At 50.4% G+C, this 22,735-nt stretch carries 19 protein-coding genes, 1 tRNA gene and 3 rRNA genes; 19 read left to right on the plus strand and 4 right to left on the minus strand.

Translation table 11 applies throughout. The features are described 5' to 3' along the window. Window positions 1-15: 15 nt before the first annotated feature. The 8 genes from ubiE to hemB all read left to right on the plus strand — a co-directional run bounded on the left by ubiE (window position 16) and on the right by hemB (window position 6,667). Window positions 16-771, plus strand: coding sequence for a bifunctional demethylmenaquinone methyltransferase/2-methoxy-6-polyprenyl-1,4-benzoquinol methylase UbiE (gene ubiE, locus RFN81_RS02245; RefSeq protein WP_264497598.1), 756 nt, complete (start codon window positions 16-18; stop codon window positions 769-771). 12 nt (window positions 772-783) lie between these two features. Then, window positions 784-1,407 (plus strand): ubiquinone biosynthesis protein UbiJ, encoded by a 624-nt coding sequence (gene ubiJ, locus RFN81_RS02250; protein WP_264497599.1) that lies wholly within the window; start codon window positions 784-786, stop codon window positions 1,405-1,407. Next, window positions 1,404-3,044 (plus strand): ubiquinone biosynthesis regulatory protein kinase UbiB, encoded by a 1,641-nt coding sequence (gene ubiB / locus RFN81_RS02255; RefSeq protein WP_264497600.1) that lies wholly within the window; start codon window positions 1,404-1,406, stop codon window positions 3,042-3,044. Before ubiJ ends, ubiB begins: the two co-directional genes overlap by 4 nt. A gap of 81 nt (window positions 3,045-3,125) precedes the next feature. After that, on the plus strand, window positions 3,126-3,386 hold the full coding sequence (gene tatA, locus RFN81_RS02260; protein WP_264497601.1) for a Sec-independent protein translocase subunit TatA: 261 nt from the start codon (window positions 3,126-3,128) through the stop codon (window positions 3,384-3,386). A 3-nt stretch (window positions 3,387-3,389) separates the two neighbouring features. Continuing rightward, on the plus strand, window positions 3,390-3,983 hold the full coding sequence (tatB, locus tag RFN81_RS02265; protein WP_264497602.1) for a Sec-independent protein translocase protein TatB: 594 nt from the start codon (window positions 3,390-3,392) through the stop codon (window positions 3,981-3,983). A gap of 3 nt (window positions 3,984-3,986) precedes the next feature. Continuing rightward, on the plus strand, window positions 3,987-4,739 hold the full coding sequence (tatC, locus tag RFN81_RS02270) for a Sec-independent protein translocase subunit TatC (protein ID WP_264497603.1): 753 nt from the start codon (window positions 3,987-3,989) through the stop codon (window positions 4,737-4,739). 105 nt (window positions 4,740-4,844) lie between these two features. Continuing rightward, window positions 4,845-5,627 carry a 3'-5' ssDNA/RNA exonuclease TatD gene (gene tatD, locus RFN81_RS02275; RefSeq protein WP_264497604.1) on the plus strand — a complete coding sequence of 261 codons (783 nt, stop codon included), beginning with the start codon at window positions 4,845-4,847 and terminating at the stop codon, window positions 5,625-5,627. Between the two features lie 17 nt (window positions 5,628-5,644). Further along, complete coding sequence (gene hemB / locus RFN81_RS02280; protein ID WP_264497605.1) at window positions 5,645-6,667, plus strand: porphobilinogen synthase; 1,023 nt, start codon at window positions 5,645-5,647, stop codon at window positions 6,665-6,667. A 35-nt stretch (window positions 6,668-6,702) separates the two neighbouring features. Here hemB and rfaH read toward each other — a convergent pair whose 3' ends face one another. After that, a complete protein-coding gene (rfaH, locus tag RFN81_RS02285; RefSeq protein WP_264497606.1) occupies window positions 6,703-7,191 on the minus strand; it encodes a transcription/translation regulatory transformer protein RfaH in 489 nt (162 codons plus the stop codon). A 199-nt stretch (window positions 7,192-7,390) separates the two neighbouring features. Between rfaH and ubiD the strand changes: the two genes are divergently transcribed. From ubiD to rrf, 10 genes are all read left to right on the plus strand, one after another. Continuing rightward, complete coding sequence (ubiD, locus tag RFN81_RS02290) at window positions 7,391-8,881, plus strand: 4-hydroxy-3-polyprenylbenzoate decarboxylase (protein WP_264497607.1); 1,491 nt, start codon at window positions 7,391-7,393, stop codon at window positions 8,879-8,881. A gap of 60 nt (window positions 8,882-8,941) precedes the next feature. Further along, entirely contained in the window at window positions 8,942-9,643 is a 702-nt protein-coding gene (gene fre / locus RFN81_RS02295) for an NAD(P)H-flavin reductase (RefSeq protein WP_264497608.1), read from the plus strand. Window positions 9,644-10,029: 386 nt separating this feature from the next. Beyond that, window positions 10,030-11,361: a Xaa-Pro dipeptidase gene (gene pepQ / locus RFN81_RS02300; protein WP_264497609.1), complete on the plus strand. Its 1,332-nt coding sequence runs from the start codon at window positions 10,030-10,032 to the stop codon at window positions 11,359-11,361. Beyond that, window positions 11,361-11,972, plus strand: coding sequence for an IMPACT family protein (locus tag RFN81_RS02305; protein ID WP_264497610.1), 612 nt, complete (start codon window positions 11,361-11,363; stop codon window positions 11,970-11,972). Before pepQ ends, RFN81_RS02305 begins: the two co-directional genes overlap by 1 nt. Window positions 11,973-12,014: 42 nt before the next feature. Beyond that, window positions 12,015-13,466, plus strand: a complete 1,452-nt coding sequence (trkH, locus tag RFN81_RS02310) for a Trk system potassium transporter TrkH (protein WP_264497611.1) — start codon at window positions 12,015-12,017, stop codon at window positions 13,464-13,466. Window positions 13,467-13,487: 21 nt separating this feature from the next. Beyond that, entirely contained in the window at window positions 13,488-14,027 is a 540-nt protein-coding gene (gene hemG, locus RFN81_RS02315; protein WP_264497612.1) for a menaquinone-dependent protoporphyrinogen IX dehydrogenase, read from the plus strand. A 391-nt stretch (window positions 14,028-14,418) separates the two neighbouring features. Next, window positions 14,419-15,958 (plus strand): 16S ribosomal RNA (locus tag RFN81_RS02320). Window positions 15,959-16,099: 141 nt separating this feature from the next. After that, window positions 16,100-16,175 (plus strand) — tRNA-Glu (locus RFN81_RS02325). A 241-nt stretch (window positions 16,176-16,416) separates the two neighbouring features. Beyond that, window positions 16,417-19,322, plus strand: a 23S ribosomal RNA gene (locus RFN81_RS02330). A 137-nt stretch (window positions 19,323-19,459) separates the two neighbouring features. Then, window positions 19,460-19,575 (plus strand): 5S ribosomal RNA (gene rrf / locus RFN81_RS02335). The 16S, 23S and 5S rRNA genes sit together here with 1 tRNA gene alongside, the layout of an rRNA operon. Before the next feature lie 467 nt (window positions 19,576-20,042). Here rrf and crp read toward each other — a convergent pair. Further along, entirely contained in the window at window positions 20,043-20,675 is a 633-nt protein-coding gene (crp, locus tag RFN81_RS02340) for a cAMP-activated global transcriptional regulator CRP (protein WP_004090925.1), read from the minus strand. 373 nt (window positions 20,676-21,048) lie between these two features. Here crp and RFN81_RS02345 point away from each other — a divergent pair, with 373 nt between their 5' ends. After that, window positions 21,049-21,456 carry an OsmC family protein gene (locus RFN81_RS02345; RefSeq protein ID WP_264497613.1) on the plus strand — a complete coding sequence of 136 codons (408 nt, stop codon included), beginning with the start codon at window positions 21,049-21,051 and terminating at the stop codon, window positions 21,454-21,456. A gap of 37 nt (window positions 21,457-21,493) precedes the next feature. Here RFN81_RS02345 and RFN81_RS02350 read toward each other — a convergent pair whose 3' ends face one another. Together RFN81_RS02350 and RFN81_RS02355 are read right to left on the minus strand one after the other, a co-directional pair. Continuing rightward, window positions 21,494-22,363: a phosphoribulokinase gene (locus RFN81_RS02350; protein WP_264497614.1), complete on the minus strand. Its 870-nt coding sequence runs from the start codon at window positions 22,361-22,363 to the stop codon at window positions 21,494-21,496. A 119-nt stretch (window positions 22,364-22,482) separates the two neighbouring features. Further along, window positions 22,483-22,719, minus strand: coding sequence for a YheU family protein (locus tag RFN81_RS02355; protein WP_264497615.1), 237 nt, complete (start codon window positions 22,717-22,719; stop codon window positions 22,483-22,485). Between the last annotated feature and the right edge of the window lie 16 nt (window positions 22,720-22,735).

Below are 22,735 nucleotides of genomic sequence, written 5' to 3' on the forward strand. Positions count from 1 at the left end.
TAGTAGGCGGATAAGATGGCAAGTGAGCAGGACAATACGGCCGACTTTGGTTTTCGGACTGTCGCCAAGGATGAAAAAGAAGTCATGGTGGCTGAAGTTTTTCATTCTGTAGCAGCAAAGTATGACCTGATGAATGACCTGATGTCCTTTGGTATTCACCGTATCTGGAAGCGTTTCACCATCGAATGCAGCGGCGTTAGACGCAACCAGCGCGTGCTGGATCTGGCTGGTGGTACCGGAGATTTGACCGCTAAGTTTTCCCGCATGGTTGGTGAAGATGGTGAAGTTATTCTGGCGGACATCAATGCATCCATGTTGAAGGTGGGCCGCGAGAAACTGCGCAATAAAGGTATTATCGACAACGTTAGCTACGTGCAAGCTAATGCTGAAGCGCTGCCGTTCCCTGACGACTTCTTCGACTGTATCACTATCTCTTTTGGTCTACGCAATGTGACAGACAAGAGCCAAGCCCTGCGCTCCATGTACCGCGTACTTAAACCTGGTGGTCGGTTGCTGGTGTTGGAGTTTTCCAAGCCGATAATTAAACAGCTGAGTACCGTGTACGATGCCTATTCTTTTCACGTCTTGCCAAGAATTGGTAAAGCGGTGGCTAGTGATGCTGGGAGCTATCGCTATCTGGCAGAATCCATTCGCATGCACCCCGATCAGGAAACGCTGAAAGGGATGATGAGCGACGCCGGTTTTGACAGCGTTAACTATTTTAATCTCACCGGCGGCATTGTTGCGCTGCATCGTGGATTTAAATTCTGATTGGAAACGCCGATGCTGCTAACCTCCTTTCTAACTGCCGCGCTGGAAACGGCGCTGAATCGGTTGCTTTTTCACGATACCGTTTCTTGCGATCGAAGCATGAAATCTGCCCGCCAGCGGTTACAGGGGAAGACACTCCAGATCGCGCTGGCTGAGCTGGATGCACCTTTAGTCCTGGTATTTAGCGAGCAGCGGCTGGATGTTGTCAGCCAGTGGGGCGATTTGGCGGACTGCCGCCTGAAAACACGCGTTCCGGTTCTGATGAAACTCCGCGATCGTCAACAGCTTTCATCGCTAATGCGTAACGGTGAGTTAGTGATTGAAGGCGATATTCAAGTCGTTCAACAATTTATTGCATTATGCGATCTTGCGGAGTGCGATCCGGCTGAATGGTTATCGCCGTATCTGGGGGATATTGTCGCTGAGGGGCTAAGCCAGACGGCGCAGAAAACGTGGCGTTTCCTGACAAGGTCGCTACATCAGCAGGAGCATTTTTTGTCTGAAGCATTAACGGAAGAGTGGCGACTGGCACCGGGAAAATTGGAAAATGTCTGGTTCCATGAGGAAATTGTTGCGCTGGATAAATCGGCCGATATGTTGTCCGAACGGCTGGCGAAGCTGGAGGCGTTACGATGACGCCCAGTGAATTACGTCGCCTCTTAGACATTGTCCGTGTGTTATTGAGCTATGGTCTGGATGAACTCATTCCTAAAATGCGCTTGACGCTTCCGCTGCGAGTGGGTCGCCGCCTGTTGTTCTGGATGCCTAACCGCCACAGTAATATGCCGTTGGGGGAACGTCTGCGTTTAGCGCTTCAGGAACTGGGGCCTGTGTGGATCAAGTTTGGGCAAATGATGTCGACGCGGCGCGATCTATTCCCGCCGGCTATTGCCGACCAGTTGGCAATGTTACAAGACAAAGTTGAACCGTTTGATGGCAAGCTGGCGCGTGAGCAAATCGAACGGTCAATGGGGGGAGTCCCTCTCGAAACATGGTTTGACGATTTTGACATTAAGCCGCTGGCCTCGGCCTCTATCGCACAAGTGCATACCGCCCGTTTGAAAAGCACGGGAAAGGAAATCGTTATTAAGGTGATTCGCCCGGATATTCTGCCTGTTATTAAAGCCGATATGCGCCTGATGAAACGTCTGGCTGGCTGGCTGCCGCGTCTATTGCCGGATGGTCGCCGCCTGCGGCCACGTGAAGTGGTACTGGAATACGAAAAAACGCTGCTTGATGAGCTGAATTTATTGCGAGAAGCGGCTAATGCCATCCAACTGCGGCGGAATTTCGAGAATAGTCCAATGCTATACGTGCCGGAAATCTATTCGGATTATTGTAGCGAAAGCATGCTGGTTATGGAGCGTATTTATGGCATTCCGGTGTCCGATATTGATACGCTGAAAGCCAATGGCACGGATATGAAGTTACTGGCGGAACGCGGGGTTCAGGTATTCTTTACCCAGGTATTTCGCGATAGCTTCTTTCATGCGGATATGCATCCTGGCAATATCTTTATCAGCTATGAGCATCCCGAGGATCCGCAATACATTGGGATTGATTGCGGTATCGTTGGATCGTTAAATAAAGAAGATAAACGCTATCTGGCTGAGAATTTTATTGCTTTCTTCAATCGTGATTATCGTAAAGTTGCCGAGCTGCACGTAGATTCGGGCTGGGTGCCAGCGGATACCAATGTTGCCGATTTCGAGTTTGCGATTCGCACGGTCTGCGAGCCTATTTTCGAAAAGCCGTTGGCGGAAATTTCTTTCGGTCATGTATTATTGAATTTGTTTAATACGGCGCGTCGCTTCAATATGGAAGTTCAGCCTCAACTCGTGTTGTTGCAAAAGACGTTACTGTATATTGAAGGCGTCGGTCGGCAACTGTATCCGCAACTTGATTTGTGGAAAACGGCTAAGCCATTTCTGGAGAATTGGTTAAAGCAGCAAGTGGGTCTGCCTGCGGTCTTTCGTGCGCTGAAAGAAAAAGCGCCGTTCTGGGCGGAAAAACTGCCGGAAATTCCGGAACTGTTTTATGACGGGTTACGTCAGCACAAGATGTTAAAGCAAAGTGTCGACCAACTGGCCTGTGAATTAAAGGTGCAGCAGGCGCGGCAGGGGCAATCACGATACCTTTTGGGTATTGGCGCTACGCTACTCATCAGTGGTACGTTGTTATTGATTAGTCACGTTGAAGCCGATATGGTTCCCGCAGGACTGATGGCAGCAGGAATCGTCGCCTGGATTATTGGCTGGCGTCGGACTCGTTGAAACAGATCATGATGCACGTCAGAATTTCCCGATATACTAACGAGAATTCTGTCGTTCCCCTTTTCGAAAGAGGTATATGTTATGGGCGGTATTAGTATCTGGAACCTGTTGATTATCGCAGTGATTGTTGTATTACTGTTTGGCACCAACAAACTCAGAACGCTGGGTTCCGATCTGGGGGCCTCTATCAAAGGTTTTAAGAAAGCGATGGGTGACGATCAGCCGCCTGCTGGCACAGACAAAACGCAGCCGGATGCTGATTTCGCGACAAAATCTATCACGGATGACAGCGCTGATGTCAAGCCGAGCGACGCAAAGAACACGCATAAAGAGCAGGTGTAATCTGTGTTCGATATCGGTTTTGGTGAATTGCTGTTGGTGATGGTTCTTGGCCTGATTGTTCTTGGGCCAGAACGTTTGCCTGTAGCGGTCAAGACGGTTGCTAGCTGGATTAGAACGCTGCGTGCGTTGGCGTCCACCGTTCAGAATGAGCTGTCGCAAGAGCTGAAACTCCAGGAGTTTCAGGAAAGCCTGAAGAAAGTTGAAAAAGCCAGTTTGCAGAATCTGTCGCCTGAGTTGAAAGCCTCAATGGATGAACTCAAAGAAGCGGCAGAAGCAATGAAACGTGGCTATACCGAAACATCGGCGCCGCAAAAATCAGAGAGTCACCAAAAGTCAGACGATCCAAACGCGACGGTGGAGCCGCCTAGCAACGCTCCGCTAAACGATCCCGAAGCCGCTTATGACGAGGTGATTGAAGCAGAAACCGCGGTACGTCCGGCAGAGGGTCAGCCTAAGCCTGAAAATGCTGTTGCTGCTGAACATCACCATGAAAGCGATAGCGTCACTGGTACTGAAGCTGCTGGTAATAATATTGTCAAACCTGAGCAGTCCGAGCTTTCCACTGTTCCTGCCCGCCAACCGAGTGATAGTCGTTAATTTATGGCCGATGAAGATACTCAACCGCTAATTAGCCATTTGATTGAGCTACGCAAGCGGCTATTGAACAGCATTATCTGTGTGCTAGTTGTTTTCGTTGCGTTGGTGTATTTCGCCAATGATATCTATCAACTGGTTTCTGCGCCGCTGATCAAACAGTTGCCAGCGGGCGCGAGCATGATCGCGACTGATGTCGCCTCGCCTTTCTTTACGCCAATCAAGCTGACGATGATTGTCTCAGTCTTTGTTGCTGCGCCACTTGTGTTGTATCAGGTATGGGCGTTTGTCGCTCCGGCGCTTTACAAACATGAACGTCGCTTAATGATGCCGTTGCTCATATCCAGTAGCCTGTTATTTTACGCGGGCATGGCGTTTGCGTATTTTGTCGTGTTCCCACTGGCGTTTGGTTTCTTCGCCAAAACGGCACCCGTTGGCGTATTGATTGCGACCGATATTAATAACTACCTCGATTTTGTTATGGCGTTATTTATGGCGTTTGGCGTATCGTTTGAAGTGCCTGTCGCCATTGTGTTGCTCTGCTGGAGTGGCGTGGTTACACCAGAAGATCTGAAGAAAAAACGGCCTTATATTTTGGTTGGCGCTTTCGTTGTCGGGATGCTGCTAACGCCGCCGGACGTTTTCTCTCAAACGCTACTGGCAGTTCCAATGTATCTGCTATTCGAAATTGGGGTATTTTGCGCACAGTTTTATGTCGGCAAAGGCCGACGCGCTGGAACGGAAGAACCATCGCAGTAACTCGCATTTCCTGCGGTAGGACAGTAAAACGGCCTCTCTTTGAGAGGTCTTATTTTTTTATTCGCTAGAGTGAAATTGGCGAACGGCCACGAGCAGGTAAGAGTCATGTTTGATATTGGCGTTAACCTAACCAGTTCTCAGTTTGAAAAAGACAGAGAGCAGGTTGTCATTCGGGCTAAGCAAGCAGGCGTCAGTGGGATTTTGATTACTGGAACCAACACTCAGGAAAGCCAGCAGGCCATATTATTGGCACAAACTTATCCCAATTATTGTTGGTCAACGACGGGGGTTCATCCACATGATGCCAGCGAATGGAATGATACAGTCGCCGAACAAATTCATCACATGGCAAGCGCCGACTGCGTGGTTGCCATCGGCGAATGCGGGCTGGATTTCAACCGTAACTTTTCGACGCCACAAGAACAGGAGCGGGCATTTAGTGCGCAATTAGCGATTGCGGCTGAACGATCTATGCCAGTTTTCCTTCACTGCCGTGATGCACATTCCCGCTTTATTTCCCTATTGAAACCATGGCTGAACCAACTACCTGCCGCCGTGGTTCACTGCTTTACCGGCAATCGTTATGAATTAGATGAATGCTTAGCTGAGGGACTAATGGTGGGCATTACTGGCTGGGTTTGCGATGAGCGTCGCGGGCTGGCGCTACGTGCTTTGCTGCCGCATATTCCTGCCGATCGGCTGTTGGTGGAAACCGACGCACCCTATTTACTACCTAGAGATCTCTATCCTAAACCGGCCTCTCGCCGTAACGAACCTTGTTATCTGCCCCATATTATTCGTCAGATTGCGGCATGGCGTGGCGAAGATGCTGCCTGGCTGGGACAGATAACCGATGAAAATGCCCGTCGGGTTTTCCGACTGGCCTGATTCAGGAGAATAATGACATGAGCACTGCTTTTCCCGGTACTTTTCCCGGCCGACGTATGCGTCGTATCCGCCGCCATGATTTCAGCCGTCGTCTTGTCGCCGAAAATCAATTGACGGTGAACGATCTGATCTATCCCGTGTTTGTCATGGAAGGGACAAATCATCGCCAGGAAGTGCCTTCGATGCCGGGAGTCTATCGGATGACTATCGATCTGCTCCAGAAAGAAGCAGAAGCGATTGCTAAACTCGGTATTCCGGTGCTGTCGCTGTTTCCGGTGATTGAAGCGGATAAGAAATCGCTTTATGCCGAAGAAGCCTATAATCCGGATGGCCTGGTTCCCCGTACTGTTCGTGCGCTTAAAGACGCGGTTCCAGAGTTAGGTTTGCTAACGGATGTCGCGCTCGATCCCTATACCACACATGGGCAGGACGGAATAATTGATGAAGATGGTTATGTTATTAATGACATAACTAAGGAGATTTTGGTGCGTCAGGCGTTGTCTCACGCGCAAGCTGGCGCAGAAATTATTGCCCCTAGCGACATGATGGACGGCCGCATCGGTGCTATTCGTGACACCTTTGAAGCGCAGAATCTTTTCAATACACAGATTATGGCTTATTCCGCCAAGTATGCATCGTGCTATTACGGGCCTTTCCGTGATGCTGTCGGTTCGGCCAGCAACCTGAAAGGTGGAGATAAGAAAACCTACCAGATGGATCCAGCTAACAGCGATGAAGCTTTGCAGGAAATCGCGCAGGATTTGCAGGAAGGCGCGGATATGGTGATGGTGAAACCGGGAATGCCTTACCTTGATGTGGTTCGTCGCGTCAAGGATACGTTCGGTGTGCCGACATTTGCTTATCAAGTTTCTGGCGAGTATGCGATGCACATGGCGGCGATTCAGAACGGTTGGCTACAGGAGCAACCGGCGGTGATGGAGTCTCTGCTATGCTTTAAACGCGCGGGTGCCGATGGGGTGCTGACCTATTTTGCTAAACGTGTCGCACAGTGGCTTCACGACCAGCATATGCAACGCTAAGTCTATTGGCATCAGCGCGCTGAGTAAGAGGCAGGTTAGGCTTTGCGAAACTCGCGATTATCAAGGCTCTGCCTGACCTGTTTGTTCAACATATTTAGCAATAGCATCGAGCGGGTTTCACCGTCAGGTTCGGTATAGATGGCCTGGAGCCCCGAGAAAATACCATCGGTAATGACCACGCTATCGCCAGGCTGTGGTGTTAGTGGGTCAACGATTACCTGCATGGGGCGGAGCGATAGCTCATCGATAACCTGCTGCGGGATGATCGCCGGCAGCGCGCCAAATCGCACAAAATTACTCACTCCGCGCGTCGCGCTGATCGTGGTGGTGTGGATGCGTTCGGGGTCAAATTCTACAAACAGGTAGTTTGGGAAAAGTGGCTCACACACTTTCGTTCGTTTACCACGCACGATTTTATCCAGCGTGATCATCGGGCTCACGCAAGTGACATCCTGACGTTCCAGATGCTCTTTCGCGCGTAACAGTTGACCACGTTTACAATACAGTAAGTACCAAGCTTCCATAATTTTGCAGACTTATGATTCCGATGGGCAAGCATAGCAAAAGTGAGCGCGGATAAAACATTTTCGGCAGATATTTTTGTTACCACATTCTGGCTCTCGATGGCTTGATAGTGATTAGGTTCTTGCCTCAACGCGATGAGTGGGAAGCGACAGGCTAGTGAAGAGCCTTTATAATAGCCAAAATGAGAGACAGCCAACGATGGATAGCATGAAATACCGTGACTTACGCGAGTTCCTCTCGCTACTGGAAGAGAGGGGGGAATTGAAACGCATTACTCAGCCTATCGATCCTTACCTTGAAATGACTGAGATTGCTGACCGAACGCTACGTGCGGGAGGGCCTGCGCTTCTGTTTGAAAACCCTAAAGGCTATGACATGCCAGTGCTATGCAATTTATTTGGTACGCCAAAACGAGTTGCATTGGGTATGGGGCAAGAAGAGGTCAGTGCATTGCGTGAGGTAGGTAAACTGTTGGCGTTTTTGAAGGAGCCTGAACCGCCGAAAGGGTTTCGTGATTTGGTAGATAAAATGCCCAAATTTCGTCAGGTATTGAATATGCCGACGAAAAGGTTGTCTTCGGCGCTATGTCAGGAGCAGATTTGGCAAGGTGAGGATGTCGACCTGCGCCGAATCCCGGTGATGCAGTGCTGGCCGGAGGATGCTGCGCCGCTCATTACCTGGGGGCTGACTGTGACGCGCGGGCCGCATAAAGAGCGGCAAAATCTGGGGATCTACCGGCAGCAAGTCTTGGGTAAAAATAAACTGATCATGCGCTGGTTATCTCATCGCGGCGGCGCCCTGGATTTTCAAGAATGGTGTCACGAACATCCGGGACAGCGTTTTCCGGTGGCGGTTGCACTGGGTGCCGATCCAGCTACGATCCTTGGTGCGGTGACGCCCGTACCGGACACATTGTCGGAATATGCCTTTGCGGGTTTGCTGCGTGGGCATAAGACTGAAGTGGTGAAGTGTCTATCGAATGAGCTGGAAGTGCCCGCCAGTGCAGAAATAGTTCTGGAAGGTTATATCGAGCCTGGAGAAGTGGCGGTTGAAGGGCCTTATGGCGACCATACTGGTTATTATAATGAAGTCGATACTTTCCCTGTTTTTACCGTTACGCATATTACGCAGCGGCAAGATGCCATTTATCATTCTACCTACACAGGGCGGCCACCAGATGAACCTGCCGTCCTGGGTGTGGCGCTGAACGAAGTTTTTGTACCCATCCTGCAAAAACAGTTCCCTGAGATTGTCGATTTTTATTTGCCGCCAGAGGGTTGTTCTTATCGTCTGGCGGTCGTTACCATGAAGAAACAGTATGCAGGCCACGCCAAGCGCGTCATGATGGGGGTTTGGTCCTTTTTACGTCAGTTCATGTATACGAAGTTTGTTATTGTCTGCGATGATGATGTCAATGCACGCGACTGGAAAGATGTAATATGGGCGATTACCACGCGCATGGATCCGGCTCGCGATACGGTTCTCGTGGAAAATACGCCGATAGATTATCTTGATTTCGCCTCGCCGGTTTCTGGGCTGGGTTCTAAAATGGGTCTGGACGCCACCAATAAATGGCCAGGTGAGACGCAGCGCGAGTGGGGGCATCCTATCAAGAAAGATCCGCGGATTTGTGCCCGTGTTGATGAAATATGGGATGAACTGGCCATTTTTAGTGACAGAGAGCCTTGACGTTAACGACTGTTGACCTGTTCTCAGTTTCGCTTTTATGACCCTATATAGAGGGAACGCATGACAACATTGAGCTGTAAAGTGACTTCTGTCGAAGCCATAACCGACACGGTCTATCGCGTTCGTTTGTTACCTGAAGCGCCGTTTTCTTTTCGGGCTGGTCAGTATTTGATGGTGGTGATGGGAGAGCGAGATAAACGACCTTTCTCACTGGCATCGACCCCAATGGATAAAAATTTCATTGAATTGCACATTGGTGCGTCCGAACTAAATCTTTACGCCATGGCGGTGATGGAGCGTATCCATAAGGAAAAAAACCTCACGGTCGATATTCCGCATGGTGAAGCCTGGCTGCGGGAAGAGAGTAAGCGGCCACTGCTATTAATTGCAGGGGGTACCGGATTTTCCTACGTGCGTTCTATCCTGCTGACAGCGCTGGCGCAGCAACCCGACCGCAATATCTCGATTTACTGGGGCGGGCGTGAGCTCCAGCATCTGTATGATTTAACGGAGCTTGAGCGTTTTTCAGCTAAATACCCTACTCTGCGTGTGGTGCCGGTAGTCGAACAGCCGGAAGAGGGCTGGGGGGGGAGAACCGGCACTGTTCTGAGCGCGGTATTACAGGATTACGGTTCTCTGGCGGAACAGGATATTTATATCGCTGGACGTTTTGAGATGGCGAAAATTGCGCGCGAACGTTTTTGTAACGAGCGCGGTGCGCTTGCTGCTCATATGTTCAGTGATGCATTTTCGTTTATTTAAAGCGGTCGCGGATAACCCGATATCTATAACAAAAAATCCCATTACGATGGGATTTTTGCGCCTACTGGCAGGCATGCCGCATGTATTTACGTTCAGGTTCGTTAAAATACGGTTGCAGTACCCTCCCCAAAGCCGATGCGCATCGCTGCTACGCCAAACTCTGCGTCACGACTTTTCAGCAATACCGCTCCAAGCCAATTAAGATTGGGGGGCTCATTGATAGATCATGTTTATTCCGTTGCCGATGTGTTATCCAGTATGACGAGATGAGAGTTGTGGGTTTGATGTGAATTTTTCGTAGAATCGATCACAAGGCACCGGGCACTATCCTTGGGGGATGCCTGTGTTAAAATGGAGAGATTGTGTCGTGACGTACAAGGATTCTCATGGAAAAGCTGGCTTCTTTATATCATCACCATCTGGCGACGCTGCAAGCGCGTGCCCAGACGGTTTTAGCGCGCCATCAGCTTGACGCATTACTGATTCATTCTGGTGAGCTGTTGACCGTTTTTCTGGACGATCACGACTATCCTTTCAAGGTCAACCCGCAGTTTAAAGCCTGGGTGCCCGTCACGCAGGTGCCGAATTGCTGGCTATGGATTGATGGCGTTAATCCCCCGAAGTTGTGGTTCTACTCACCCGTGGATTACTGGCATAACGTCGCACCGGTTCCTGAGAGTTTCTGGACTAAAGAAATTGATATTATCGTGCTGCGGAATGCCGATGATATCGAGCAACTACTCCCATCGCAGCGTGAGCGGGTTGCCTACATCGGCTACGCACCGCAGCGTGCACAGGGGTTAGGGATTCGTGCAGATAATATCAATCCCCAGGGCGTGCTGGATTATCTGCACTACCATCGCGCTTATAAAACCGATTATGAACTAGCTTGCATGCGTGAAGCACAGAAGACGGCGATTATCGGCCATCGGGCGGCGCGTGACGCGTTTCTGTCCGGCATGAGCGAATTCGATATCAACTTGGCCTATCTAACAGCTACGGGACACCGTGATATCGATGTCCCTTACGACAATATTATTGCGCTTAATGAACATGCAGCGGTACTGCATTACACCCAACTCGATCATCAGGCTCCTTCGGACGTTCGCAGTTTTCTGATTGATGCAGGGGCTGAATATAACGGATATGCCGCCGATCTGACGCGGACTTATGCCGCACAGAGCGACGTGCCTTTTGCCCAACTGATTAAAGATCTCAATCAGGAAATGCTCGCATTGATTGATACCGTTCAGGTTGGCGTGCGTTATACCGATTACCATATCCAGATGCATCAGCGGATTGCGAAACTGTTGAAATCACATCAGCTGGTGCGAGACATCAGCGAAGAGGCGATGGTGGAACAGGGGCTCACGTCGCCTTTCCTGCCGCACGGTCTTGGCCATCCGCTGGGGTTGCAGGTGCATGATGTCGCTGGATTTATGCAGGACGATCGCGGAACGCATTTGGCCGCGCCGTCCCAATATCCTTACCTGCGTTGTACCCGTGTACTTGAACCCGGTATGGTCATGACGATCGAACCGGGCATCTATTTCATCGAATCTTTACTCGCTCCGTGGCGCGAGAGTAAATGGAGTCAGCACTTTGACTGGCAAAAAATCGATGCGCTGAAACCGTTTGGCGGTATCCGTATTGAGGATAATATTGTCATTCATGACGGGCGTGTGGAGAACATGACGCGCGACCTGAATCTGGCCTGATGCAAGCGTATCCAATCCCTGCTGCGCCAGTGAGTTTCAGCGAGGAAATCAAGAAAAGCCGTTTTACGACGTTCCTGGCGGCAACGCCAGGAATCGACGCGGCAAAAGCCTTTATCCAGCACGTCAGGGAAGAACACGCCTCGGCGGGTCACCACTGCTGGGCGTTTGTTGCGGGCGCGCCTGATGATTCGCAACAACTGGGTTTTTCTGACGATGGTGAGCCTTCCGGCACGGCGGGTAAGCCGATACTGTCGCAACTGATGGGAAGTGGCATCGGTGAAATTACGGCTGTGGTGGTGCGTTACTATGGTGGAATCCCGTTGGGCACCGGTGGGTTGGTGAAGGCCTATGGCGGTGGCGTTCAGCAAGCGCTGAAGCTGATATCGCTGCAAGAGAAAGTGTTGCAAAAAGAGTATGGCTTACAATGTGACTATGCACTGCTGCCTCAGGTGGAATCCCTGATCTTCCAGCTTGGCGGAAAGGTTTTGCATAGTGAGTATGGTGTAGATGTCATATTGCGGTTCTCTATCCCCGTTAGGGGAACTGAGGAAGCGGCAATGAAATTGCGTGATTTAAGCCGTGGTGCGTTGCATTTGTTGCCGATTCCATAATAATCCCAGCGCTTTTTATGAATCATTAAGGAATTCCTCGCGATGCACTTGCGCGCCATAACTCGTATTGTCGGCCAGTTGGTTATCCTGTTCTCTGGGACGATGGTGATTCCCGGACTGGTGGCATTAATTTACCGCGATGGCGCAGGCCGGGCGTTTACGCAGACCTTTATTGTCGCGCTGGCGATTGGCATCATGCTGTGGCTTCCAAACCGCAAACAGAAGCATGAACTGAAGTCTCGTGAAGGATTCCTCATTGTTGTTCTCTTCTGGACGGTGCTGGGAAGCGTTGGTGCGCTGCCTTTCCTGTTTGCTGAACACCCTAATCTGGGCGTGACAGACGCTTTCTTCGAGTCGTTTTCTGGGTTAACGACAACGGGGGCAACCACGTTGGTCGGGCTGGATTCACTGCCTAAAGCTATCCTGTTTTATCGACAGATGCTGCAATGGTTCGGTGGGATGGGAATCATCGTACTTGCCGTTGCCATCCTGCCAATCCTTGGTGTTGGTGGGATGCAGCTTTATCGTGCGGAGATGCCGGGGCCATTGAAGGAAAACAAAATGCGCCCGCGTATTGCCGATACGGCAAAAACGCTGTGGCTGATTTATCTCTTACTCACTATCGCTTGCGCTGTCTCGCTTTGGCTGGCTGGGATGCCGGTATTTGACGCAATTGGGCACAGTTTCTCTACGGTGTCTGTCGGCGGATTTTCCACTCACGATGCCAGCATCGGTTACTTCAACAGCCCAACGATCAATACTATCATCGCGATATTCCTACTGATTTCCGGCTGTAATTTTGGTTTGCACTTTGCTCTGCTGAGCGGTCGTAGTCTGAAGGTATACTGGCGTGACCCAGAATTCCGCATGTTCATTTTTGTTCAGTTGTCGCTGGTGGCCGTATGTACGATTGTCCTGTGGTTCCACCACGTTTATGACAGCGGTATGCAGACAATCAATCAGGCATTTTTCCAGGTCGTTTCCATGGCGACAACCGCTGGTTTTACGACGGATAGTATTGCATCGTGGCCGCTTTTTTTACCTATTCTGCTTCTGTGCTCTGCGTTTATTGGCGGATGTGCGGGCTCAACCGGGGGCGGTCTGAAAGTGATCCGTATCCTGCTGCTTTTCCTGCAAGGATCGCGTGAACTGAAGCGTTTAGTGCACCCGAATGCAGTTTATACGATTAAGCTCGGTCATCGAGCGTTGCCAGAACGTATACTTGAAGCCGTGTGGGGATTCTTTTCCGCCTATGCGCTGGTTTTTATTGTCAGTATGCTGGCCGTCATTGCGACAGGCGTTGATGATTTCTCCGCATTTGCCGCGGTCGCTGCCACATTGAATAATCTGGGGCCTGGCCTAGGTGTTGTCGCTGAGAATTTTACGTCAATGAATGATACAGCGAAATGGATTCTGATACTGACAATGTTGTTTGGTCGTTTGGAAGTTTTCACGCTTTTAGTACTGTTTACGCCAACTTTCTGGCGGGAATAGTTCTCACAAGGATAAAGAACCATGAAAGCTTTGATCGTGTTTTCGAGTCGGGATGGGCAAACAAGAGCGATTGCTTCCTCTATTGCGAATACGCTGAAAGGAACCCTGGAGTGTGATGTTGTTAACGTACTCAGCGCGAACGATATCGATCTTGACCAATACGATCGGGTGATGATTGGGGCATCGATTCGATACGGGCGCTTTCATCCTGCGGTAAATCAATTCATCCATAAACACCTGTCTTCTCTGCAACAGTTGCCAAGCGCATTCTTCTCCGTGAACCTCACTGCACGTAAGCCAGAAAAGCGCACAGTACAAACCAATGCTTATACACGGAAATTCCTGCTGAGTTCTCCGTGGCAGCCGGATTTGTGTTGTGTGTTTGCTGGTGCCCTGCGCTATCCACGTTACCGCTGGTTTGATCGGGTAATGATTCAGCTGATTATGCGAATGACGGGAGGAGAAACGGATAGCACTAAAGAGATTGAATATACGGACTGGAAACAGGTTGCCCGGTTTGCTCGAGATTTCGCTCAGTTAGCGGAGAAAAATCCCGCATAACGGTGACTTTCACTGCGTTTTGTTGAAAAAAAACTCACTCGGAAATTATTCTGCATTTAGCGCTTGTCAGGCGGCGAGAAGTCCCTATAATGCGCCACCACTGACACGGCAACAGCGACACGCGGTTGTGGTGGAAAGGAAAAAGATTCAACGAAGGCAGTCAGTCATGACTTGACTTCACAGCGGAAACGCATAACATATGCGCCCGCGCCGCAGTACGCTGCGGCACTGCTCTTTAACAATTCAATCAGACAATCTGTGTGGGCACTCACAAGACCGTATCTTAACGATATAAAAAGTCTTGAAGAGTGAACAACAGTAAATTCATTACGAATAAACAGTTTTAATTCTTTGAGCATGGCTGACGAGTTCAGCAAATCAAACAAATCTTAAATTGAAGAGTTTGATCATGGCTCAGATTGAACGCTGGCGGCAGGCCTAACACATGCAAGTCGAGCGGTAACACAGAGAGCTTGCTCTCGGGTGACGAGCGGCGGACGGGTGAGTAATGTCTGGGAAACTGCCTGATGGAGGGGGATAACTACTGGAAACGGTAGCTAATACCGCATAATGTCGCAAGACCAAAGAGGGGGACCTTAGGGCCTCTTGCCATCGGATGTGCCCAGATGGGATTAGCTAGTAGGTGAGGTAAAGGCTCACCTAGGCGACGATCCCTAGCTGGTCTGAGAGGATGACCAGCCACACTGGAACTGAGACACGGTCCAGACTCCTACGGGAGGCAGCAGTGGGGAATATTGCACAATGGGCGCAAGCCTGATGCAGCCATGCCGCGTGTGTGAAGAAGGCCTTCGGGTTGTAAAGCACTTTCAGCGGGGAGGAAGGCGTGAGAGCGAATACCTTTCATGATTGACGTTACCCGCAGAAGAAGCACCGGCTAACTCCGTGCCAGCAGCCGCGGTAATACGGAGGGTGCAAGCGTTAATCGGAATGACTGGGCGTAAAGCGCACGCAGGCGGTTTGTTAAGTTGGATGTGAAATCCCCGGGCTTAACCTGGGAACTGCATTCAAAACTGACAGGCTAGAGTCTTGTAGAGGGGGGTAGAATTCCAGGTGTAGCGGTGAAATGCGTAGAGATCTGGAGGAATACCGGTGGCGAAGGCGGCCCCCTGGACAAAGACTGACGCTCAGGTGCGAAAGCGTGGGGAGCAAACAGGATTAGATACCCTGGTAGTCCACGCTGTAAACGATGTCGACTTGGAGGTTGTGCCCTAGAGGCGTGGCTTCCGGAGCTAACGCGTTAAGTCGACCGCCTGGGGAGTACGGCCGCAAGGTTAAAACTCAAATGAATTGACGGGGGCCCGCACAAGCGGTGGAGCATGTGGTTTAATTCGATGCAACGCGAAGAACCTTACCTACTCTTGACATCCACAGAATTTGGTAGAGATACCTTAGTGCCTTCGGGAACTGTGAGACAGGTGCTGCATGGCTGTCGTCAGCTCGTGTTGTGAAATGTTGGGTTAAGTCCCGCAACGAGCGCAACCCTTATCCTTTGTTGCCAGCGATTAGGTCGGGAACTCAAAGGAGACTGCCGGTGATAAACCGGAGGAAGGTGGGGATGACGTCAAGTCATCATGGCCCTTACGAGTAGGGCTACACACGTGCTACAATGGCGTATACAAAGAGAAGCGAGCCTGCGAGGGTGAGCGGACCTCATAAAGTACGTCGTAGTCCGGATTGGAGTCTGCAACTCGACTCCATGAAGTCGGAATCGCTAGTAATCGTAGATCAGAATGCTACGGTGAATACGTTCCCGGGCCTTGTACACACCGCCCGTCACACCATGGGAGTGGGTTGCAAAAGAAGTAGGTAGCTTAACCTTCGGGGGGGCGCTTACCACTTTGTGATTCATGACTGGGGTGAAGTCGTAACAAGGTAACCGTAGGGGAACCTGCGGTTGGATCACCTCCTTACCAAGAAAGATGTGCGTTGAGTGAAGTGCTCACACAGATTGTCTGATGAAAAAAATGAGCAAGCGCACCTGTTGATGTAATGAGTGTTAACTCATGCTGATGCGAGCGTGCCGGATGTCTGATTCGGTACGGAGTTTTCGTGTCCCCATCGTCTAGAGGCCTAGGACACCGCCCTTTCACGGCGGTAACAGGGGTTCGAATCCCCTTGGGGACGCCAATCCGATAATGAGTGAAAGACATTATCCTGAATATCGTAAAGATGACTTTGATAAGTCGTGTTTACGATATTGCTCTTTAACAATCTGGAACAAGCTGAAAATTGAAACATGACAGCGGAATAATCGTGAATACCTTGGCTATTTATGGGTAAACACGGTGAATTTGTCTGTCAATGAGTCTCTCAAATAATCACAGCGCGATGATGACTTTGGTTTATCAAAGACACCTTCGGGTTGTGAGGTTAAGCGACTAAGCGTACACGGTGGATGCCTAGGCAGTCAGAGGCGATGAAGGGCGTGCTAATCTGCGAAAAGCGTCGGTAAGCTGATATGAAGCGTTATACCCGACGATACCCGAATGGGGAAACCCAGTGTGTTTAGACACACTATCATGACATGAATCCATAGTGTCATGAGGCGAACCGGGGGAACTGAAACATCTCAGTACCCCGAGGAAAAGAAATCAACCGAGATTCCCCCAGTAGCGGCGAGCGAACGGGGAAGAGCCCAGAACCTGAATCAGTGTGTGTATTAGTGGAAGCGTCTGGAAAGTCGCACAGTAAAGGGTGATAGTCCCGTACACAAAAATGCACAGGCTGTGAGTTCGATGAGTAGGGCGGGACACGTGATATCCTGTCTGAAGATGGGGGGACCATCCTCCAAGGCTAAATACTCCTGACTGACCGATAGTGAACCAGTACCGTGAGGGAAAGGCGAAAAGAACCCCGGCGAGGGGAGTGAAATAGAACCTGAAACCGTGTACGTACAAGCAGTGGAAGCCCACTAGTTGGGTGACTGCGTACCTTTTGTATAATGGGTCAGCGACTTATATTCTGTAGCAAGGTTAACCGAATAGGGGAGCCGGAGGGAAACCGAGTCTTAACTGGGCGTTAAGTTGCAGGGTATAGACCCGAAACCCGGTGATCTAGCCATGGGCAGGTTGAAGGTTGGGTAACACTAACTGGAGGACCGAACCGACTAATGTTGAAAAATTAGCGGATGACTTGTGGCTGGGGGTGAAAGGCCAATCAAACCGGGAGATAGCTGGTTCTCCCCGAAAGCTATTTAGGTAGCGCCTCGTGAATTCATCTTGGGGGGTAGAGCACTGTTTCGGCTAGGGGGTCATCCCGACTTACCAACCCGATGCAAACTACGAATACCGAAGAATGTTATCACGGGAGACACACGGCGGGTGCTAACGTTCGTCGTGAAGAGGGAAACAACCCAGACCGCCAGCTAAGGTCCCAAAGTCATGGTTAAGTGGGAAACGATGTGGGAAGGCCTAGACAGCCAGGATGTTGGCTTAGAAGCAGCCATCATTTAAAGAAAGCGTAATAGCTCACTGGTCGAGTCGGCCTGCGCGGAAGATGTAACGGGGCTAAACCATGCACCGAAGCTGCGGCAGCGACACTAAGGTGTTGTTGGGTAGGGGAGCGTTCTGTAAGCCTGCGAAGGTGGCCTGTGAGGGCTGCTGGAGGTATCAGAAGTGCGAATGCTGACATAAGTAACGATAATGCGGGTGAAAAACCCGCACGCCGGAAGACCAAGGGTTCCTGTCCAACGTTAATCGGGGCAGGGTGAGTCGACCCCTAAGGCGAGGCCGAAAGGCGTAGTCGATGGGAAACAGGTTAATATTCCTGTACTGGGTGTGACTGCGAAGGGGGGACGGAGAAAGCTAGGTTATCCGGGCGACGGTTGTCCCGGTTTAAGCGTGAAGGTGGATGACTTAGGAAAATCCGGGTCATTGTTAACACTGAGGCGTGATGACGAGTCACTACGGTGATGAAGTAACCGATGCTACGCTTCCAGGAAAAGCCTCTAAGCACCAGGTCACATCGAATCGTACCCCAAACCGACACAGGTGGTCAGGTAGAGAATACTCAGGCGCTTGAGAGAACTCGGGTGAAGGAACTAGGCAAAATGGTGCCGTAACTTCGGGAGAAGGCACGCTGGAGTTGGTGAAGTCCCTGGCGGATGGAGCTAAGACCAGTCGAAGATACCAGCTGGCTGCAACTGTTTATTAAAAACACAGCACTGTGCAAACACGAAAGTGGACGTATACGGTGTGACGCCTGCCCGGTGCCGGAAGGTTAATTGATGGGGTAAGCTGTAAGGCGAAGCTCTTGATCGAAGCCCCGGTAAACGGCGGCCGTAACTATAACGGTCCTAAGGTAGCGAAATTCCTTGTCGGGTAAGTTCCGACCTGCACGAATGGCGTAATGATGGCCAGGCTGTCTCCACCCGAGACTCAGTGAAATTGAACTCGCTGTGAAGATGCAGTGTACCCGCGGCAAGACGGAAAGACCCCGTGAACCTTTACTATAGCTTGACACTGAACCTTGAGCCTTGATGTGTAGGATAGGTGGGAGGCTTTGAAGCGTGGACGCCAGTCTGCGTGGAGCCAACCTTGAAATACCACCCTTTAATGTTTGATGTTCTAACGTGGGCCCCTGAGCGGGGTTGCGGACAGTGTCTGGTGGGTAGTTTGACTGGGGCGGTCTCCTCCCAAAGCGTAACGGAGGAGCACGAAGGTTAGCTAATCCTGGTCGGACATCAGGAGGTTAGTGCAAAGGCATAAGCTAGCTTGACTGCGAGAGTGACAGCTCGAGCAGGTGCGAAAGCAGGTCTTAGTGATCCGGTGGTTCTGAATGGAAGGGCCATCGCTCAACGGATAAAAGGTACTCCGGGGATAACAGGCTGATACCGCCCAAGAGTTCATATCGACGGCGGTGTTTGGCACCTCGATGTCGGCTCATCACATCCTGGGGCTGAAGTAGGTCCCAAGGGTATGGCTGTTCGCCATTTAAAGTGGTACGCGAGCTGGGTTTAGAACGTCGTGAGACAGTTCGGTCCCTATCTGCCGTGGGCGTAGGAAGATTGAGAGGGGTTGCTCCTAGTACGAGAGGACCGGAGTGAACGCACCGCTGGTGTACGGGTTGTGATGCCAATTGCATTGCCCGGTAGCTACGTGCGGAAGAGATAACCGCTGAAAGCATCTAAGCGGGAAACTTGCCTCGAGATGAGTCTTCCCTGGGCACAAGATGCCCCTGAAGGGCCGTTGAAGACGACGACGTAGATAGGCTGGGTGTGTAAGCGTAGCGATACGTTGAGCTGACCAGTACTAATGACCCGAGAGGCTTAACCTTACAACACCGAAGGTGTTTTGAGAGATGAAAGACGCATAGAGAACGATATTCAGCTTGTTTTAGGATTGGTTCTGATGGTTACGGAGATGACAAAGAAGGGAGTCATGTTAAGTAACGGTCGGAATGAAACAGATTTGCCTGGCGGCGATAGCGCGGTGGTCCCACCTGACCCCATGCCGAACTCAGAAGTGAAACGCCGTAGCGCCGATGGTAGTGTGGGGTCTCCCCATGTGAGAGTAGGGAACTGCCAGGCATCAAACAAGTGGAAAGCCCCTGTCGCAAGACAGGGGCTTTTTGCTGTGCTGCGCCCAGCATGAGCACATTCCTGCGGGGGAAAGTCCTGCCATAAGTTGATCACAACACAACGAATGAAGCGAAGTGCACTTGCGTGAGGGGGAGCGCAAACGCCAAGAGTCTGGCGGCGAGCTGGATACATCGGCTCAGGGCAATCCAGCTCAAGCAATGGAAGAGTGGTAAGACGGTGAACTGGGCGTTATGTGCAATGGGAGTCAGTGCGACGGTGGCTCAACAGCCGCTGCGGGAGGAGATACAGTGCCAAACTATTCAATAGGGTATTTTAACCCAGCAATGGCTCGACAGTCTGGGAGTGCCTCATCTCTTGGCCTCAACTTCCCAAACCGCCCGGTGCGGACCCGCATGCCGGGTGACGCGGAGGGGCACAGTTCATAAGAACTGCGCCCTATGCCGATTTACAAGGCGTTAGCGAGTGCCATAAACGACAATCGTTTTACCATGAGCAGAAATCAGATTCTGATCTTCTAACATTTTTAGAATACGCCCCACGGTTTCACGTGAACAGCCAACGATTTGTCCAATTTCCTGGCGAGTAATTTTTATTTGCATGCCATCTGGGTGTGTCATGGCATCAGGCTGTTTGGCCAGGTTAAGTAGAGTCTGTGCGATACGGCCAGTGACATCAAGGAAGGCAAGATTGCCCACTTTTTCTGAAGTTACCTGGAGGCGACTTGCCATTTGAGCAGATAGACGCATGAGAATATCTGGATTGACTTGAATAAGTTGGCGGAATTTTTTATAAGAAATTTCTGCAACTTCACAAGCTGTTTTCGCTCGGACCCAGGCGCTGCGTTCCTGACCTTCTTCGAATAGGCCAAGCTCACCAATAAAATCGCCTTGATTGAGGTAGGAAAGGATCATTTCCTTGCCTTCTTCATCCTTGATTAGCACTGCGACAGAGCCTTTAACGATATAGTAAAGCGTTTCTGCTTTTTCACCTTGGTGAATCAGCGTGCTCTTCGATGGATACTTATGGATGTGACAATGGGAAAGGAACCATTCGAGAGTTGGGTCTGTTTGCGGTTTGCCGAGAACCATTCGCTATCATCCTCTGTTGTAATTTACTACGCAAATTACAGGGGTCAGAGTTCCCTGTACGGCGCGTTTAACTGCTAAAAATAAAATTTAGTCTAGGCAGAATGATGTCAGGGAATATACTGGAACCATTGTACCCCCTGATTTCCGGTTGCTGTCTTGCCGCACCGTAAACATAACTGAGGTATGTTTGGTTACGCCATCATCTTCTTCGTTTCAGGGGGCGTCCAGAAACAGTCTATTCTATTTTTGTTTTAACACAGCTTTGAGGATGTGTCTTGTGTTGTCTCGCGTCAGTATGACAACGCGCCGAATTTTGCTGACTTTTGTACAGTTAAGATATAAGTTTTCAAAAAAATTTTAGCGGGGAAGCATCATGCAAGCTCGGGTGAAATGGGTTGAGGGTTTAACGTTTCTGGGGGAGTCCGCGTCAGGGCATCAGATATTGATGGATGGTAATTCCGGTGATAAAGCGCCCAGCCCGATGGAAATGGTGTTGATGTCGGTTGGAGGGTGTAGCGCGATCGATGTAGTGTCGATTCTGCAAAAAGGGCGTAATGATATGACCGACTGTGAGGTGAGATTAACGTCAGAGCGACGGTCTGAAACGCCGCGTTTATTTACTCATATCAATCTGCATTTTATCGTTACGGGCAAAAATCTGACCGATAATGCTGTTGAACGCGCTGCTGCACTATCAGCGGAAAAATACTGCTCAGTAGCGCTAATGTTGAGTAATATTGTTAAGGTAACACACAGCTACGAAATTAGAACGTTGTCATAACGTTTCTCTGAGCGCGATATCGCCGAACCTGTCGCGCTTATTTAATCGCTTTCCCTTCAACCAATCGCTGTACCAGTGGTGCCATGATTAATTCCATCGCCAACCCCATTTTCCCGCCAGGAACGACCAGCGTGTTAATGTGGGAAATAAAGGATCCCTGTAACATGGCGAGTAAATAGGGATAATCAATAGCATCCAACCCCTGAAAGTGAATGACGACGAAACTTTCATCCAGTGACGGAATTGACTTAGCCGCGAACGGGTTAGAGGTATCCACCGTAGGTACGCGCTGGAAGTTAATGTGTGTACGAGAGAACTGTGGCGTGATGTAGGTGATGTAGTCTTCCATTGAACGGACGACGGAGTCCATTACGGCCTCACGCGAGTGACCTCGTTCATTGATGTCTCGCATCAGTTTTTGTATCCACTCTAAGTTAACGATCGGCACCACGCCGACGAGTAAATCCACATGCTGTGCCACGTCGTTTTGCTCAGTGACTACGCCGCCGTGCAGCCCTTCATAAAACAGAATATCGGTGGGTTCCGGCATCGGCTCCCACGGAGTAAACGTTCCGGGAACTTGATTGTAAGGAATCGCCTCGTCGTAAGTATGAAGATATTTACGCGTCTGGCCGCGTCCATGCAGACTGTATTCAATAAATGATTGTTCCAACAGACTGAAATCATTCGCTTCCGGGCCAAAGTAACTAATATGGCGCCCTAAATCACGCGCTTTGCGGATAGCCATATCCATTTCCGGACGGGTATAGCGGTGGAAGCTATCGCCTTCCAATCGGGCCGCACTTAGATGGAGTTGCTGAAAAATCTTATGGAAGGCCCGACTGGTTGTAGTTGTACCCGCTCCGCTGGAGCCAGTTACCGCAATAATCGGATGCTGATATGACATAAGGCGCGTGACTCCGTGATGGTTAACCTACAAAGTAGAGTGAGAGTGCTTACGCATATCCTCAATAATCGCGCAAGTTTTAAACATGCTTAGTCTGCCCTGTGATACCGTTCGCTACGTTAATAAGGGGTATCTTCTCCGGCATTGAACTGAGCACGCGGCATAATATTGAGGCTCTCATGTAGCTCAGACCATACTAACACGATGTCACCGGACTTCAGTTGCCGGCGAACATCTTCCACTTTCTGTGCTAGCGACCATTCTTGTTCGCCATAATCCGTACCTTCGCGCAGAACGAAAGCTTCAATGATGTTATCCAGCGTATCTGGATCGAGCTGTTGCCAGGGAATAATCACGTTATAATTCCTGAGT

The sequence above is a fragment of the Pectobacterium cacticida genome (assembly GCF_036885195.1).
Lineage (GTDB): Bacteria > Pseudomonadota > Gammaproteobacteria > Enterobacterales > Enterobacteriaceae > Pectobacterium > Pectobacterium cacticida.

What these genes read in the sequence shown, in the direction of transcription:
- ubiE (WP_264497598.1), top strand. Translation starts at nt 16, where the DNA reads ATGGCAAGTGAGCAGGACAATACGGCCGACTTTGGTTTTCGGACTGTC.
- ubiJ (WP_264497599.1), top strand. Translation starts at nt 784, where the DNA reads ATGCTGCTAACCTCCTTTCTAACTGCCGCGCTGGAAACGGCGCTGAAT.
- ubiB (WP_264497600.1), top strand. Translation starts at nt 1,404, where the DNA reads ATGACGCCCAGTGAATTACGTCGCCTCTTAGACATTGTCCGTGTGTTA.
- tatA (WP_264497601.1), top strand. Translation starts at nt 3,126, where the DNA reads ATGGGCGGTATTAGTATCTGGAACCTGTTGATTATCGCAGTGATTGTT.
- tatC (WP_264497603.1), top strand. Translation starts at nt 3,987, where the DNA reads ATGGCCGATGAAGATACTCAACCGCTAATTAGCCATTTGATTGAGCTA.
- tatD (WP_264497604.1), top strand. Translation starts at nt 4,845, where the DNA reads ATGTTTGATATTGGCGTTAACCTAACCAGTTCTCAGTTTGAAAAAGAC.
- hemB (WP_264497605.1), top strand. Translation starts at nt 5,645, where the DNA reads ATGAGCACTGCTTTTCCCGGTACTTTTCCCGGCCGACGTATGCGTCGT.
- rfaH (WP_264497606.1), bottom strand. Translation starts at nt 7,191, where the DNA reads ATGGAAGCTTGGTACTTACTGTATTGTAAACGTGGTCAACTGTTACGC.
- ubiD (WP_264497607.1), top strand. Translation starts at nt 7,391, where the DNA reads ATGGATAGCATGAAATACCGTGACTTACGCGAGTTCCTCTCGCTACTG.
- fre (WP_264497608.1), top strand. Translation starts at nt 8,942, where the DNA reads ATGACAACATTGAGCTGTAAAGTGACTTCTGTCGAAGCCATAACCGAC.
- pepQ (WP_264497609.1), top strand. Translation starts at nt 10,030, where the DNA reads ATGGAAAAGCTGGCTTCTTTATATCATCACCATCTGGCGACGCTGCAA.
- RFN81_RS02305 (WP_264497610.1), top strand. Translation starts at nt 11,361, where the DNA reads ATGCAAGCGTATCCAATCCCTGCTGCGCCAGTGAGTTTCAGCGAGGAA.
- trkH (WP_264497611.1), top strand. Translation starts at nt 12,015, where the DNA reads ATGCACTTGCGCGCCATAACTCGTATTGTCGGCCAGTTGGTTATCCTG.
- hemG (WP_264497612.1), top strand. Translation starts at nt 13,488, where the DNA reads ATGAAAGCTTTGATCGTGTTTTCGAGTCGGGATGGGCAAACAAGAGCG.
- crp (WP_004090925.1), bottom strand. Translation starts at nt 20,675, where the DNA reads ATGGTTCTCGGCAAACCGCAAACAGACCCAACTCTCGAATGGTTCCTT.
- RFN81_RS02345 (WP_264497613.1), top strand. Translation starts at nt 21,049, where the DNA reads ATGCAAGCTCGGGTGAAATGGGTTGAGGGTTTAACGTTTCTGGGGGAG.
- RFN81_RS02350 (WP_264497614.1), bottom strand. Translation starts at nt 22,363, where the DNA reads ATGTCATATCAGCATCCGATTATTGCGGTAACTGGCTCCAGCGGAGCG.